This is a genomic window from Leeuwenhoekiella sp. LLG6367-2.1, assembly GCF_045055775.1.
GTDB classification, from domain to species: domain Bacteria; phylum Bacteroidota; class Bacteroidia; order Flavobacteriales; family Flavobacteriaceae; genus Leeuwenhoekiella; species Leeuwenhoekiella aequorea.
The window spans coordinates 2,748,530-2,765,331 of record NZ_CP159331.1 but is presented as its reverse complement, the minus strand read 5'-3'; the positions used below and the strand labels follow the sequence as shown (position 1 = coordinate 2,765,331).

The 16,802-nt window shown below is 35.2% G+C and carries 12 protein-coding genes; 4 read left to right on the top strand and 8 right to left on the bottom strand.

The window, feature by feature from the left end:
- Positions 1-89: 89 nt before the first annotated feature.
- From ABVM53_RS12380 to ABVM53_RS12365, 4 genes are read left to right on the top strand one after another with little or no spacing between them, the layout of a single operon-like run.
- The gene (locus tag ABVM53_RS12380) at positions 90-737 is read left to right on the top strand and encodes a DUF4159 domain-containing protein (protein ID WP_405326502.1); all 648 of its coding nucleotides are present in this window, start codon (positions 90-92) and stop codon (positions 735-737) included.
- A complete protein-coding gene (locus ABVM53_RS12375; RefSeq protein WP_405326499.1) occupies positions 727-1,239 on the top strand; it encodes a TrmH family RNA methyltransferase in 513 nt (170 codons plus the stop codon). The genes ABVM53_RS12380 and ABVM53_RS12375 overlap by 11 nt, the downstream gene beginning before the upstream one ends.
- Entirely contained in the window at positions 1,239-2,333 is a 1,095-nt protein-coding gene (locus ABVM53_RS12370) for an AI-2E family transporter (RefSeq protein WP_128757334.1), read from the top strand. Before ABVM53_RS12375 ends, ABVM53_RS12370 begins: the two co-directional genes overlap by 1 nt.
- A 3-nt stretch (positions 2,334-2,336) precedes the next feature.
- Positions 2,337-3,524, top strand: coding sequence for a class I SAM-dependent methyltransferase (locus tag ABVM53_RS12365; RefSeq protein WP_405326497.1), 1,188 nt, complete (start codon positions 2,337-2,339; stop codon positions 3,522-3,524).
- Here the strand turns inward: ABVM53_RS12365 and ABVM53_RS12360 are convergent.
- From ABVM53_RS12360 to ABVM53_RS12325, 8 genes are all read right to left on the bottom strand, one after another.
- Positions 3,521-4,084, bottom strand: coding sequence for a biliverdin-producing heme oxygenase (locus ABVM53_RS12360; RefSeq protein WP_405326494.1), 564 nt, complete (start codon positions 4,082-4,084; stop codon positions 3,521-3,523). The genes ABVM53_RS12365 and ABVM53_RS12360 overlap by 4 nt on opposite strands.
- Complete coding sequence (locus tag ABVM53_RS12355; RefSeq protein ID WP_405326492.1) at positions 4,041-4,628, bottom strand: response regulator; 588 nt, start codon at positions 4,626-4,628, stop codon at positions 4,041-4,043. Before ABVM53_RS12355 ends, ABVM53_RS12360 begins: the two co-directional genes overlap by 44 nt.
- Before the next feature lies 1 nt (position 4,629).
- On the bottom strand, positions 4,630-5,040 hold the full coding sequence (locus ABVM53_RS12350; protein ID WP_405326489.1) for a response regulator: 411 nt from the start codon (positions 5,038-5,040) through the stop codon (positions 4,630-4,632).
- Between the two features lie 12 nt (positions 5,041-5,052).
- Positions 5,053-7,266: an ATP-binding protein gene (locus tag ABVM53_RS12345; RefSeq protein ID WP_405326486.1), complete on the bottom strand. Its 2,214-nt coding sequence runs from the start codon at positions 7,264-7,266 to the stop codon at positions 5,053-5,055.
- Position 7,267: 1 nt separating this feature from the next.
- Positions 7,268-10,888, bottom strand: a complete 3,621-nt coding sequence (locus tag ABVM53_RS12340) for a chemotaxis protein CheB (protein WP_405326483.1) — start codon at positions 10,886-10,888, stop codon at positions 7,268-7,270.
- A 264-nt stretch (positions 10,889-11,152) separates the two neighbouring features.
- On the bottom strand, positions 11,153-12,235 hold the full coding sequence (locus ABVM53_RS12335) for a 3-oxoacyl-ACP synthase III family protein (protein ID WP_371456188.1): 1,083 nt from the start codon (positions 12,233-12,235) through the stop codon (positions 11,153-11,155).
- A gap of 217 nt (positions 12,236-12,452) precedes the next feature.
- Complete coding sequence (locus tag ABVM53_RS12330; RefSeq protein ID WP_405326479.1) at positions 12,453-14,177, bottom strand: efflux RND transporter periplasmic adaptor subunit; 1,725 nt, start codon at positions 14,175-14,177, stop codon at positions 12,453-12,455.
- 48 nt (positions 14,178-14,225) lie between these two features.
- On the bottom strand, positions 14,226-16,742 hold the full coding sequence (locus ABVM53_RS12325; RefSeq protein WP_405326476.1) for a heavy metal translocating P-type ATPase: 2,517 nt from the start codon (positions 16,740-16,742) through the stop codon (positions 14,226-14,228).
- Between the last annotated feature and the right edge of the window lie 60 nt (positions 16,743-16,802).

Here is a 16,802-nt window from a genome sequence, read left to right as displayed (position 1 = left end):
TAAATTAAAATATACTCAATGAAGAGATTAGAAAATAGGCATTTGTATATAAAATCTTTAATTTCGTTGATTATAATAATTCATATTACGTGAATAAAAGAGTACTCACAACAATCATTACTTGCTTAGTTTTTCTCGCTTCACAGGCTCAGCAAATTGCTGTGCTTCAGTATGAAGGAGGTGGCGACTGGTACTCAAATCCTACGTCCCTGCCTAATCTGGTAAAGTTTTGTAATAAAAACATCTATACACAGCTCGATACAAAAGTTGCAACTGTTCTTGCCACAGATACTGGTATTATGCAATTTCCATTTGTGCATATGACCGGCCACGGCAATGTTTTCTTTTCTGATGAAGCTCTAGTTAATCTCCGCAATTATTTAAATGGAGGTGGATTTTTACATATCGATGATAATTACGGTATCGATGAATATTTGAGACCGCAGCTAAAAAGATTATTTCCAGAGGAAGAATTAATAGAATTACCCGCATCTCATCCACTTTTTTCAACGGCCTATACATTTGAAAAGGGATTACCTAAAATACACGAACACGATGGCACAAGGCCTCTTGCTTTAGGTATTTTTAGAGAAAATAGACTGGTATTATTATATACGTTAGAAAGCGATTTAGGAGATGGATGGGAAAATCCTGAAGTACACAATGATCCTCCTGCAGTTCACGAAAAAGCATTAAAAATGGGTGCGAATATTATAAAGTACGTTTTTGAAAACTAAACAGTTATCGCACGACAACACACAAATAGAACCTAATACTTTTCATTTAGTTCTGGTTTGTGATGGCATAACCAGTCCGGCAAATGCAGGAGGTTTAATGCGGCTTGCCGATGCATTAGGAATTTATCACGTGTATTTTTGCAATAGTAAAATTAATTTTGAAAGTTCTAGATTTAAAAGAACTGCGCGGTCTACAGAAATGTACGTACCTTATACGCAGACTCTAGATACTCAAGCACTCATAGAAAAATTAGTTGCCACCAATTATAAACTGATAGGTCTCGAACTTACTAATACGAGTTTACCACTTACAGCTTATAAAACGGAAGAAATCACCAAGATTGCATTGGTTCTTGGAAATGAACGCAACGGGATTTCGCAAGAGGTTTTAGACAAATTAAACGATACCATCTTTATACCCATGCATGGTAAAAACAGTAGTATGAATGTAGCTCAAGCCGCAGCAATTGCAGCTTACAACCTTATTAACAATGCCCTTTAATGGAAGATAAATCTAAAATAATTGCATATGGTATTCTTAGAGCGCTAGGTATACTAGGCGGAATCATATTAATTCTTTGGTTCTTATACAAGGTGCAGGCTGTAATAATGTTTATAGCTATAGCTGCAGTTGTTTCGCTAATAGGAAGACCCATAGTAACCTTCTTAAAAACACGACTCAAATTTGGTGATGTGGGAGCAGCAATAACCACGCTTCTCATCGTTATGGGTATTATTGTAGGGATCATAGCCATTTTTGTTCCTATACTTATCGATCAGAGTGAACACATAAGTAAAATAAATTTTGAAGAAGTTCAGCACAATATAAACCGCCTCAACGTGGAGTTTAGCCGTTCGCTGGGTGTAGATCAGGTTACGTTAATAGAAGGATTGAAACAATCTGATTTTATCAAAAATTTTGATATTTCAGTGATACCAACATTTATCAATAGCATCCTCGGAAATTTTAGTTCTCTAGTAGTAGGCTTACTATCGGTAACTTTTATTTCCTTCTTTTTACTGAAAGACAGCAGATTACTTTTAGATAGTTTTCTCGTATTTGCAAATAAAGGAGAAGAAAATAAATTTAAACACGTCTTTCATAAAACAAAACATTTATTGAGTAGGTACTTTATTGGGATTCTTCTACAACTTCTAATTCTCTTTGTAATCTATTCCATTTTACTTTTTAGTTTTCAAATACCGAATGCTTTCGCGATAGCTCTTTTTTGTGCAATGCTTAATGTGGTTCCATATATAGGACCGGTAATAGGGTGTGGTGTAATGATGTTATTAGTAATTAGCGGGTATTTTACCGCAGATTTTGAAACCGTTATCCTTCCCAAAATGATTTATATTTTTATAGGATATTGTATTGCTCAGCTTATTGACAATTTCATAAACCAACCGTTGATTTTTGGAAATAGTGTAAAATCGCATCCCTTAGAGATATTTCTTGTTATTATTATTGCCGGTTTATTATTTGGAATATTAGGAATGGTAATAGCAATCCCTACTTACACGGCAATTAAAGTGGTCGCACAAGAATTCTTATCTGAATATAAAATCGTTCAAAAACTTACTAAAAACCTTTAATACTTGAACTACCGACTTTTTGATAAAGATGTTGTAGATTTTATTCATTCAAACCTAAATGAAGATATTTCAAGATTGATTCTTAAGGGGAGTCCGTTTTCTGATGTAACAATTCAGGAACTGGCTCAGCAGCTTATTGGGTTCCAAAAAGCACAAAATAAACTACCATCGTGGTTTTCTAATTCAGGGATTTATTTTCCTCCTAAACTTAATCTAGAGCAAACCTCATCAGAAGCTACTGCTGCATATAAATCAAGTTTATTTACAGGATCAAAAGCAATAGATCTTACAGGCGGTTTCGGGATTGATGATTATTTTTTAAGTAAAAATTTCAAACAAGTAACCCACTGCGAGATTAATGAAGAACTTGCAACTATTGCTGCGCATAATTATAACTCGTTAGGAGCAGGAAATATAAGTGTTGTCACATCAGATAGTCTAAAGTATTTGGAAAAAACAGATGCATTTTACGATTTGATTTATGCAGATCCCTCACGACGATCTACCAGCAAAGGCAAAGTATTTATGCTGAAAGATTGTGAGCCTAATATACCTGATAACCTGGAATTATTATTTAAAAAAACGGATACTATAGTGTTAAAAACCAGTCCGTTGCTGGACATAACTGCCGGATTAAAGGAGCTTAATTATGTAGCTGAAATTCACGTTGTAGCCGTTAAGAATGAAGTGAAAGAATTACTTTGGGTTCTTAAGAAAGACAGTGCACAACAATCAATAAAACTAGTAGCGGTAAATCTGGATAGTGATTATGCTACTCCGGTAACGCTTAATATTGAAGCACAAAACGAATCATTTTCCGCTTATGCCGAGCCATCAATGTATTTGTATGAGCCTAATGCTGCTTTATTAAAATTAGGAATTTTTAACTGGATAAGTGCTCATTACCATCTAGAAAAACTTGCTCCAAATTCACATTTATATACTTCTGATAAAAAAATTGAATTTCCGGGGAGAGTGTTTAAAATTAACGCTACTGTACCTTATTCAAAAAAAGAAATCAGCAAGCTTCTAAAAAATAAAAAAGCACATATAACGACTCGTAATTTTAAAGAAAGTGCTCCTGCATTACGATCTAAATTTAAAGTACTCGACGGTGGAGATACCTATTTATTTTTCACCACACTGGAGAATAATAAATCGGTTATGCTTAGCTGTTCAAAATTAACTTAATATGACTTTTGAAAAATTTCAAAAGCAAAGTGAGCTCCATCTACTGCTTCATCAATTTCTGAATCTGTATAGGTCTTTTCGTTTACAGCTTCAGTAAAGGCCTTCCACCTATTCATAACATCTGGTGCAGATTTTCCAAAAAAGTGATGTGTTTCAATAGTGTTGATCCCCACACAATTCTCTAGATTTTTTCTAATTAAAAGGCCTCCCATCATTGAGCCTTCTGCAACGTAAAGCATTCCCAGGAGAAAAGGATAGTTTATTTCATTAGGTAAAGATTCATTAAGTTTTGAGGGCAAGGATGCACCTAGTTGTTTTAAATCTTTTTCTAATGCTTCGGCTTTTTTTGAATCTGCAAAGTCTCTTAAAGAATCAGGCATACTGCCCGAAAATTGCTTTAATAATTCAGAAAGCGTATAATAAGCCTGGTAATTTTTAGATAATAGCGCCTTATATTGATCTAATGTTATACTATGATCCAGTATATATTTTGCAAGGTTATCAGCTTCTGTTTCTTTATGAAGCGTCGCCGTTCTTGTCTTTAAATGTTGTAAAATCATATCCTAATTTAAGGCGTTTTAAGTCTTCCTGTATTTTGTTCATTCCGTCTCGATGAGACATATTTTCTCTGGAAAAATTTTCTAAAAAAAGCTCGATATCACTTACTAACTTTTTACTCTCCAAAATACGTTTGCGTACTGGATTTATATAAGGTCCGTTGTTACTTATCGCTTTTAGATAAGGCTCAATACGCTTGTGCAAGGTACTTATATTTTTCTTCAAGATGTAGCCAGAAGCACCATTGAGAATAGTATCTGCTGCAAGCTCTTCATCATTGATAGTGCCCGTAATAAATATAAATGTAACAGATGGAGCTACCTCCTGCGCTAACTCTAATACATCTAACCCGGTACAGGTAGGTAGATTATAATCAGATAGAATAAGGTCTGGCTTTAAATTAGATAAAGCCAATTTAAAATCTCGCAAATTATTACATACTGAAATAGTAGCGTTTTCAGCAATTTTTGAAATTTCTCTTTTGATCAAAGTGCTATCACTAGGATTGTCTTCAACCATTAAAATCTGTAAAGGTTCTTTAATCATCTTATTTGTTATATACAATCCAATATTCTATTAAAACAGGTAAGGTTTTGCTTAATTCTAAATAGCTTTTAGGCTTTTCTAAAAAACTATTTGCACCTATTTCATACGCTTCTTTAATATCTTTTTTTAAATCTGAAGATGAGAAAATAACGACAGGAATATTTAAATATTCCTTGTAAGCCCTAAATCTTTTTAAAATCTCAAGTCCATCTAATTTCGGTATTTTAATATCAAGTAAAATTAATTTGGGTAATGCTAATTTAAAACTTTCACTTTCTAAATAACTTATAGCCTCTTCCCCATCGCAAATGTGCATCAGATTATATTCTGGAATATGCTTCTTAAATATGCGTTTCATTAACGCTACATCTCGTTGGTTGTCTTCTATAGAAAGAATGTGATTTGAATACACCTAATATAAATTTTATCCTAAATTAAAGAAAAAAGTACTTCCTTCATTAACCGCACTCTTTACAGTAATAATTCCAGAATGTTTTTTAACAATACGAGCCACTATGGCCAGGCCTATACCAGAACCCTCATACTCCTCACCTACTAAGCGATTAAAGAGTTTAAATATGCGATGCTCGTGCTTTTGGTCAAATCCTATCCCATTATCTTTAACATAGTAAAACAGATCTCCATTTAATAAAGTAGAGCCCACTTCAATATGCGGATTCTCAGATTTTCCCGTGTATTTAATTGCATTTGTAAGCAGATTCTGCATTAACTGAGTAACCATTTTTGCATCCCCGTTAAGCATTGGCATATTAGCGTCAATAGTAATCTTAAGCTTAGGATGGTTCAGCTTAACATTTAAGAAATCTAGGATGTCATTTGTAATTTTCGCGAGATCAAATGGTGCCCGTTCGGTTTCATATTGGGTTACTTTTGAAAATTCTAAAATATTATCAATAAGCTGATTCATGTTACTGGCTGAATCTAAAATAGTCTCAATAGCAGATTTACCAAAGTCATCTAACTCTTCATAATAATCTTCTTTAAGAATCTGTGTAAAACCATCTATCCCTCTTAACGGGGCTCTTAAATCGTGTGCAACACTATAGCTGAAGGTTTCTAAATCTTCGTAGGCAATAGTAAGTTTATTATTTAAGGTTTTTACTTCCTCGTACTTCTTTAAAATTATTTCAGAAATATTTTGACGCAGTACGCTTGCAGCTTCTACCTCATAATCCTGCCAGGGTTCAGATTTCTTCTCTTGAGAAACAGACCACATTTCAAAAGACTTACGTGGCGAAATTCTAAAGTTTTTCTCATTAGTGAATGACTTATCTGGGTTCCCTGCCCAATTTACTGTGCTTTTCTTTTCTGGTTTAAACCAAATTAGACAGTCATTTTTAAATTTTGAAATAAAAACACACAATACGCCAGAAGCCTTTCTAATTAACTCCTGATCCCCGTCAGATTCTAAGATAAACTCGTTTGACTGAAATAAATTTTGAGTTGAGCGCTTTTTAATCTCTAAAATGAATTTAAGGATGTCTCGTTCTTCTGGAGCATCTCCCAGACGATATACAATATCATCTATGTATAAAGCGGCCCCACTGGCATCATTAAGATCGAGAAGATTTACATCACCTTTAACTAAGCCTTCACTAATATCCCAATTTTCACTTATCTGCTTCATTAGCGTATTACGCAAATTTGCAGACTCGTTCACCTTCTCAAGTAATGTATTTGTAGTTGATAATAAAAGTTGACTCGAGAACACCTGCGTTAAAAACTTACAAGATTGACGCTCGTAATAGTTAACAAACTTAGGCGTATAATGATGACAAGCTATTAATCCCCAAAGCGTACCCTTAAAAATAATTGCCGCAGTGAGTGATGCACCTACATTCATATTTTGCAAGTACTCTATATGAATAGGTGAGGTACCTCTAAGCTCACTTAAAGTTAAATCTACAGGATTATTGCGCTCTACACCCTGATGTGCTAAAATAGATACAGGGGCTTCATTTACATCTGAAATGATGCGTACACCTTGCTTTAAAAATAGATCGCGAGCTTGTTTAGGAATATCACTTGCCGGGTACCTCAGACCCAACCAGGTTTCCATTCCCTGATCGCGAGCTTCAGAAATAACAATGCCATCCCAGTTCTCATCAAACTTATAGATCATAACTCGGTTATAATCGTAGAGTTTCTTAATAAGATCTGCCGCAACATCACACATTTGCTGCTCGTTATTTTGCTCGCTGAGTCTCGTAACAACTTCTGAGAGCTGAATTTGATAATCAAAAGCGTTTTGCGACTCTTGAAAGTTCTCAAACTCCAACAAGATATAATTACCTGTTTTATGGGCAATTAATAAAATATCTTCATTGTTTAAATGCAGGCGTACCGGAGAAAGCTTTACGTGATCTGTCGCATTTTTTAAATCATTAATAAGGTGGTCTTCAAAAAGAGATTCTAGTGAAGAACCTAGTAACTCACTAATAGATTTATTAAATAAGGTGTCTATATTTTCACTACAATAGGTTATTTCTAATGTAGTAGCATCACAAACCAGTAAGTATCCGTGGCTTTGTATTTTGCCTATTATATGTATAGGTTCTTTATCACAATCGATAAGCTTTAAATCTTCAGGATATAATTCTGATGAACCTTCTTTCATACTAAAGTTTTATTTTAAAATAAAAAGTACTTCCATCGCCAAATTGTGAATCAACCCAAATATGACCATCGTGAAGCTTAACAATTTTCTTACAGTGGGCAAGTCCTACACCAGTGCCTTCATAGCGTTCTTCAGTAGGAACTCTTCCAAAAATCTTAAATATACTTTCTAGATCATCTTCTTTGATTCCGATCCCGTTATCGGTTATAGCGAATGTTTGATATTCTTCATCAGCAAATGTGGAAATCCGAATACTGGGTTTCCCATCTTTCTTTCGGTATTTAAGCGCGTTACTTATCAAGTTCTGAAACAGCAGTCGCAACTCGGTCTCATAAGCCATAACTTTAGGCATTTTCCCAATACTAACTGTGGCATCTGCCTCCCGAATACTTTTATTTAAATCATATTTTACAACTTCAAGCAATTCATTTACATCAACACGAGTTTTCTTTAAGTCTTCACCTATTCTACTGTGTTCTAAGAGTGCTTTAATTTGTTCCGCCATTCTACCGGAAGCTTCATGAATATAACCTAGGTACTCTATACCCTTTTCATTAAGATTTTCACTATACTTTTTCAATATAAAATCACTACTAAAACGTATAGTAGCTAAAGGTTCTTGAAGATCATGAGAACAAATTGATACAAATTGCTCTAAGTCTGTGTTTGTACGTACCAGATCTTCTTTTTGACGCATAAGTTCGGCCTGAGTCTGTTTAAGCTCTGTAACTTCCATAAGCGTACAGCGATAAAGGGTTTCACTCTCATCAAAGTTGCTTAGCGCATCAGCATTAAATATAATTTCTATACGCTCTCCATTTAAATTCTCAAGAGTAAGTTCTTCTGTAGAAACTCTACCTTCCTCTTTGAGCTTTTTATGAATACGTATTCCTTTTAACTTACTTTCATTTGAATAGTAATCAAAAATGGAAGAACCTATAACTTGACTTTTCTTCTCAAAACCAAGGGTATTAATAAATAACTTATTGCACTCTGTAATTAAGCCTGTATCTGCATTCAGGCTTACGTGCATTACAGGATCATCTTCATAAAAGGCTTTAAATTTTTCCTCGCTCTTACGCAGTTTTGCTTGTGATTTTTCAATTTTAGTAATATCAATAAATGAGATTACCACCCCTTCAATTTTTTCGCCGTGATTAATAAATGGAGAAATTCTTTTTATGAAATGTCTACCCGATTTACTAATGATTCGTTTTTCAAAGACGGTTCCCGATTTCATCACATTTCGAGCATTATCTGCTAGCGTACGCTCATTAGAAATACTAAAACTAGAAACAAAATTCTCAATAGGTCGCCCAATATCGTGCTTCATCAAATGAAAATGCTCCCGAATTGCCGGAGTAAATTTTCGGATTATTAGATTTTGATCCAGGAACACAGTACCTATACGCGTGCTATCAAGAAGGTTATCCATATCAGCATTAAGCATAGCCAGATCTTCCATCTTTTCAATATGCTCTGCATTGATCGAGTGCAACTCTTCATTTACACTTTGCAACTCTTCATTAGTACTTTGTAACTCTTCATTAGAGGCTAATAATTCTTCGTTAGAAGCCTGTAATTCTTCGTTACTTGTTTCTGCTTCTTCTAAGGCATTACTTAATTCGTACTGGGTTTCTTTTAATTCTTCCTCAAGACTAGCAATACGTTCCTGAGCACTTTTTGTTATATCTGCACGCTCTACAACCACACCTTTAAGGCTGCTCTTGTCTTGCTTAATGAAGGTTACAATAAAATTAAAAATCTCTGTCTTTCCAGATTCAACAGGTTTTACCAGGACATCAATTACCGCATTTAAATTCCCGTCATCATCTATTAATTCTACCTCTTTGTAAAAAACGGTTTTTTGCTTACGCGCAGCTTTACGCACTGCATTACGTACAACCACAGAAAGTTCAGGAGCAATCATACTCATAAGATCTGTCGTAAAACCTTCACTGGGCAACTGGGCATACAAATTAAATGCACCCATTGCCTCAATAATTTTGAAATCTGCGTTTATATAAATACTAGCCGCACCGTATTGTTGTAAAATAGCAGTACTTATCTCGGTACGTAAATAATCTGCTGACATACTTTTTTTGCTACTTGATTTTTTCAAATCTGCTATTTGACTTTTAAATGCGTTACGTTCTGCGGAAGAGCTTAGTATTTCAGTTCTTAACCGCAAAGGGGCTTCTAGATTTCTATAGATATTCCACTTTCTATTAATATCTTCAAATGAATCTGCGTGCTCGCCTAACGATTCACTTGTACCTAGTGTTAATACTCCACTTTCTTTAAGTGCATAGTGCAAAATATGAATAACTTTCGCCTGTACACTGCTTTGTAAGTATATAAGTAGGTTACGACACATCACCATATCCATATTTTTGAATGGTGGGTCGTTTGTTATATTGTGATTGGAGTAGATTACCGACTTTCTAAGAGAATCTTTAACGGTATAATTCTCTTCTTCTTTTATAAAATACTTAGCAATTCGAGCCTCTGAAATATCGCCAAGTGCATTTTTTGAGTATTTACTTCTTCCGGCAATTTCCAGGTGATCGCTTGAAATATCTGTAGCAAAAATTTTAAGACTAAGATCTTTACCTTGTTTATCTATTTCATCTAATATTAAAATCCCTAATGAAAACGGTTCTTCTCCCGTACTACATCCTACATCCCAAACCTTAATAACTTCGCCATTAGGTTTTTCTGCCACCATTTTAGGAATGACTTCATTCTCTAAAATTTCCCAAACACGCTGGTCTCTAAAGAATTTAGTAACTCCTATAAGAAACTCTTTATATAATACCTCAACCTCTTTTCTGTTGTTTTTTAAATACGTGTAGTAAGCTTCTAATGAATTTAATTTTAAAACACGTACGCGTCGTCCTATCCTTCTTAAAAGTGTGGGGCGTTTATATAAACTGAAATCGAGATCTGTATGTATTTTTAATACCGTTAAAATATCTTTTAATAAGTTTTCATCGTACTGATAAGATCCCGCATCAAAATCTAAATTACTCTGCGCTTCAAAATAATTTGACAATTCATCGCTCATACGCTCTACAGGAACAACATAATCAACCAATCCGGTTTTTATTGCATTGCGTGGCATACCATCAAATTTTGCCTGCTCTGGTTGTTGAACCATTACTACGCCCCCTTTTTCTTTTATAGAACGTATTCCTCGCGAACCATCACTTCCTGTTCCGCTTAAAATAATACCCGCACATAAATCACTTGCAGTCTCAGCCATCGATTCAAAAAATAAATCAATAGGGAGATTTAAAGTCTTATCTGTAGGTTTTGCTAGTAGCTTAAAACGACGCTCTTCTATAATAAGATTTTTAGTAGGTGGTATTAAATAAATACTATTTGCCTGTATTTCTGCACCATCCTTAATAATTCGTATTGGAATTTTAGTGTTTTTACTTAATAATTCTGCCATCAAACTTTTATGGTCTGGAGACAGATGTTGCACCACAATAAATGTGTACAAAGAAGATGTGGGAACATTATCAAAAAACTCGTTAAGTGCCTGAAGTCCGCCTGCACTAGCACCTATACCAACAATTACGTGCTTTGCATTTTGGGTAGTTGTATCTATAGTCACAAAGTTATTTTGAGTAGTTAGTTTCTTTTAAATACCTGATTTATTATTAAAAATAATAAACTAGTTGAGAATGAATCAAAATTACAATATCTATAGATATGAATTTAACGCGGTGTTAAATTTTAAGAAATCCTTAAGTATCGTATTCCTTATAATAATTTTTAATTATCATATTTGGATTATTTCGAGCTTTTAAAATGCTCAATTTTGAGTCCATAAAAAAAGCACCGTTAGCGGTGCTTTATAATATAAGTATATTTATAACTAATAATTATAAACTACGGCATTAATATTCATACCGGCACCAACAGATGCAAAAACAATACAATCTCCAGGATTGATTGTATGCCCCTCAACTTTAGCTTTTAAAATAAGATCTAATAACGTTGGAACTGTAGCTACAGATGAATTGCCCAACCAAGATATAATCATAGGCATCACTTTTTCAGGAACTTCATCAACTCCGTACAGTTTATATAATCTTTCGATTATAGCATCATCCATTTTACCATTTGCCTGATGTATAAGTACTTTATTTACATCACTAATGTCTTTCCCTGCTTTATCTAAGCAGGCTTTTATAGAAGTAGGAACAGTCTCTAAAGCATATTGATACAATCTGCGACCATTCATTTTTAAATACAGATCGTCTTTGTTGGTATCGGTTTTATTATAAGAGCAACCCATAGTAAGCATTTCTGCATATCTATAAGTATCAGAACGTGTTTTATGAGCTAATATCCCCACTGGAGATTCACTCTCAAAAGCTTCTACAATAGTTGCACCAGCACCATCTGCGTAGATCATACTATCTCTATCATGTGCATCAATAATTCTAGAAATGGTTTCAGTACCTATTACCAGAATTTTTTTTGCATCTCCAGATTTTATAAAATAATCTGCCTGAATCATTCCCTGTAACCATCCAGGACACCCAAAAGGTAAATCATAGGCCACACACTCAGGGTTTTCTATCTTAAGCTTATATTTTACTCGTGCTGCAAGTGCAGGAACCATATCACTACGATTTGATCCATGTTTTACATCTCCAAAATTGTGTGCAACGATTATATAATCTAAAGTCTCAGCATCTATCCCTGCATCCTCAATAGCCTCTTTTGCTGCGAAATATGCAATATCAGATGCTACTAAATCATCAGTTACGTATCGCCTTTCGGCAATAGTCGTGATTTCCTCAAATTTTTCAATTATATAATTATTGTCTCTTGCAACCGGATTTCCATTGGATTCATAAAACTCATGATTTAAAAAATCACTATTCTTTATGCGTCTTTCAGGAATGTAATTTCCTGTACCTGTAATCGTACTGTATATTTTCTTTGTCATAAAATCCTGCTTTTAGTCGCAGCTTTTAACTCTAGTTTACATTTAAAATTGACCGTAATTTAACATAATGGGGGTAAAATACAATCTTATTATTTAATTGAGTCCTTAGGACATTATTTAATACTATGTTCAAAACACATTATGAAATCAAAACCTATTAATAATCAAATAGTTATAATAAAAAAAATAAATACTTTCGATCATTTATTAGTGTTCGTTATGTACCAAATTTTGAAATCACACTCCCGCAATTACGCATCGTATCTGTATAATATGGATTTATAATTTTTTCTGAAGTACTAAGCCAAACCGCTCCTTCACTATTATTTGCCATTGGACATCGCTGCAAATATAATGCAGGTTTTAAATTATTAAGATTATTTACTATCGCAGCCATATTTTCATTAAGAATCACAAAATTTTCTCGTTGACTGGCAATCGTTTTTGCATTTATAATTGCATTGAGCATCTTTGTAATTTTGGTTACTTGCATCTTCGCAGAATTCGGAAGTGTTTCCAAATTAACTTTATTAAAGGAGGATTTTAAATCTGTTGCAGATTCAGAAACCCGTTTAGGGTTAGATTCTACAAAGGCTTCTGTTAATTTTAAATACCCGGTTATTGTATTATTTAAAGCTGCTTCATTAGCTTCAGAAAAAACAATCTTGATTTCCTTAGATTTCAGCTGTTCATCTTTAATACCAGAATTCATCATTGATTTTTTTCCGCCTAACTGAGCGGCAGCATCAACCGTGAATGTTCCATTGATTACAATCTCTTCACCTACAGATAATCCGGAGACAATGGTATAATTTCCTCCTGCTTTTTGTCCTAATCGAACTTCTCGCATCTCAAAAACTGTTTCTTTGGGATTCGGTTTAACATAAACCAGCGATCGCTCTCCCGTCCACATTACTGCTGAAGCAGGTATACTTAATTCAGAATTGGACGTGCCTGGCGAGCTATCTACACGTGCAGATACAAACATTCCCGGTTTAAAAAGGCCTTCTTTATTATTAAGTATAACTCGTATAGTAACAGTACGAGTCTGCGTATTGAGAATAGGATCAATAAATGATATCTCTCCTTCAAAACTGCGATTAGGATATGCATTTGTTTCTATAGAAAGTAACATCCCTTCTTTAAATTGATCGATTTGACGTTCATAAACATCAAATTCAGCCCAAATAGTAGCTAGATTACTTACCTTAAAAATAGCTTTCCCGTCCATAATATGATCTCCCTCATTTACGGCAATTTCAGTCACTACACCAGATACGTGAGAATAAATTGGGAAACGTGTTACCACTTCACCAGATTGCTCTATTTGATCAAGTAATTGACCGTGAATTTTAAGGTTATTAAATTTACTACGTACGGCACTGTATAACTTTGGCTGTGTCGCTTTCATTTTTGCAGCTGTGATTAACTCTTGCTGCGCCGCAACTAATTCTGGTGAATAAATAGTTGCAATTCGTTGTCCTTTAGAGACCTCCTGCCCCAGAGAACGAATAGCTAAACTTTCTATTCTACCATTAAAATGGGCTGGTTGCGTTGCCGTTGCATTCTCATTTATTGCAATCCTGCCAGACAAAGTAGTTGTATTTGTACCAGTGTTAGTTTTGCTGCCAATGATTAAAGTTTGCACTCCCGCTAATGCTATTGCATTTTTGGTCATTGTAAATTGATTTGCTTTCAATCCCGAAGATTCCGTTTCCTTTTTAACGAGATCCATTCCACATATAGGACAGTCACCAGGCTCTTCTCTAATAATTTGCGGATGCATAGAACACGTATACAGTTCTGCAGCATCACTAGCGGTATGTTCATGACCAACTTCCGCAGAAATGGATTCTTGATTATCGCTATTTGTAAACAACAAGTAACCCAATCCCAAGCCTACTGCCCCGGCTATTAAAATGTAAAGAATAGATTTATTCATAATTTTATTTTATTTCTTCGGAAATATTAAATTTTCTACCTCCTGATATTAGTCTAGAGATTTATTCCGTAGGCGCAATGCATTTGCAATTACAGAGACCGAACTAAAACTCATAGCAAGTGCAGCAATCATAGGCGACAATAGAATCCCAAAAAACGGATACAATACTCCCGCGGCGATAGGCACACCAATAGAATTATATATAAGAGCAAAAAATAAATTCTGCTTAATATTTCTCATAACAGCAACACTCAGGTTATGAGCTTTTACAATGCCATGTAAATCGCCCTGCACCAGTGTTATTGCTGCACTTTCTATTGCAACATCTGTACCTGTTCCCATTGCAATACCTACATTACTTTGTGCCAGTGCTGGAGCATCATTAATCCCGTCTCCTGCCATAGCAACGAACTTTCCTTCATTTTGCAAACGCACAATCTCATCCTGCTTATCTTCAGGCAGCATTCCTGCTTTATAATCCTCTAGATTAAGGGAGTTTGCTACCGACTTTGCTGTATTTTGATTATCGCCGGTAAGCATTATTACAGCAATACCTTTTGCCTGTAGAGCCTGTATAGCTTTTTTACTTGATTTTTTAATTTTATCAGCGATTACTACAAAACCTACCCCTTCCTTATTTACCGATAGAAAGGATACAGTTTTGCCCTGCTCTTGATGCTTTATTGAAGCCGCGCGCAATTCATCTGTTATGCTTGCGCCAGCTTCTTCCATCATTTTTTCATTACCTAATGCTAATTTTTTATTCTCAAAATTACCAGTAACCCCTTTTCCGGTAACCGAATTAAAATTTTCTATTTTAGAAATAGAAACACCTTGCTCTTGAGCGTAGCGTACAGTAGCTTCGGCAAGAGGGTGCTCACTTAAATTATTAAGTGCAGAAATGTATTCTAAGAGTGCTTCTTCTGTAAAATCTCCATACGAATGAATTGCTTCAACAGATGGTTTTCCTTCGGTTAGCGTTCCTGTTTTATCAACAATGAGCACATTAATTTTATCCATTTTTTCTAGTGCTTCGGCATTTTTGATCAGCACACCGTTTTGCGCACCTTTACCTACACCTACCATTACAGACATAGGAGTGGCTAAACCCAATGCGCATGGGCAAGCAATAATGAGAACTGCAATTGCATTTACTAATGCATAAACATAAACTGGCTCTGGACCAAAAATTACCCAAAGAATAAAAGTGAGTACAGAAATGCCTACAACTACAGGAACAAAATATCCAGATATTTTATCAGCTAACTTCTGAATGGGCGCTTGACTGCGGCTGGCTTTATTAACCATCTCGATGATTTGAGATAACAATGTTTCTCCACCTACCTTTTCGGCTTTCATTAGAAAAGATTGCTTTCCATTTATGGTTCCGCTGCTTACCGTGTCGCCCTCTTTTTTATTAACCGGAATAGGTTCTCCAGTAATCATCGATTCATCTATAGCGCTCTCGCCTTCTGTAATAATACCATCAACAGGTATTCTGTCTCCCGGCTTTACGCGTAAAATATCATTCTTCTCAATCTCATCTATTGATACCTGCTGCTCATTCCCGTCTACGATTTTTAATGCTTTATTAGGTGCCAACTTAAGCAATTCTTTTACCGCAGAATTGGTTTTACTATGTGCTCTGGCTTCTAAAACTTGACCCATTAAAACCAAAGTGAGAATTACAGTTGCAGCTTCAAAATAAACGTGAACAGTATCTGAGTCTGTCTTAAACTGCTGCGGAAAAAAATCGGGAACAAGCATACCAAATACACTAAAAAGCCAGGCAACTCCAGCTCCGATTCCTATAAGTGTAAACATATTGAGATTCCACGTTTTTACTGATCTCCACGCGCGTTCAAAAAACATCCAGGTTGCATAAAAAACCACAGGTAGTGATAAAATAAACTGAACCCAATTCCAATATTCCTGAGCCATCAACTTATACAAAGGATTGTCATTGAGCATTTCACTCATAGCGATTATAAATATGGGAAGCGTAAAACCGAGCGCAATCCAAAATTTATTCAGCATTTTTTTATACGACTTTTCCTCAGCCGAAAGATCCGGTTCAACAGGAACTAAATCCATTCCACAAATACTACAACTACCCGGCTCATCTTCTTTAATCTCAGGGTGCATAGGGCAAGTGTAGGTAGTGTGCGCTGTAGCTCCTGCGGTTTTTTCCTGCACTAAGTCCATACCGCAAACTGGGCAATCTCCAGGTTTATCGTAGGTTTTATCTCCTTCGCAGTGCATAGGGCAATAATATACTCCTTCACCTGCCGCTGCTTTAGATTTGGTTTCTGACTTTGATTTTATAGAATCCTCCTTAATTTTGGGCGCTTTACCTTGTTCGTGAATGGTATAATCCCCACCGGCTTCGGCTAAAGCAGCCTGATAAACCCCAATTTTGATAGGTTTTTCGGTTTCGAGAATTGCTTGAGCATTTGACAAATCTATGTCTGCCTGAATGACGCCACTTACCTTAGACAACGTTTGTTGAACGTGGTTTTGGCAGCCTTTGCAACTCATTCCGTGTATGTGATAGGTCTTTGTCATTTTTTCCAGATATTAGAATTTAATATAGAATGTAAAGGATAGTCCTCCATTTTCTGTACA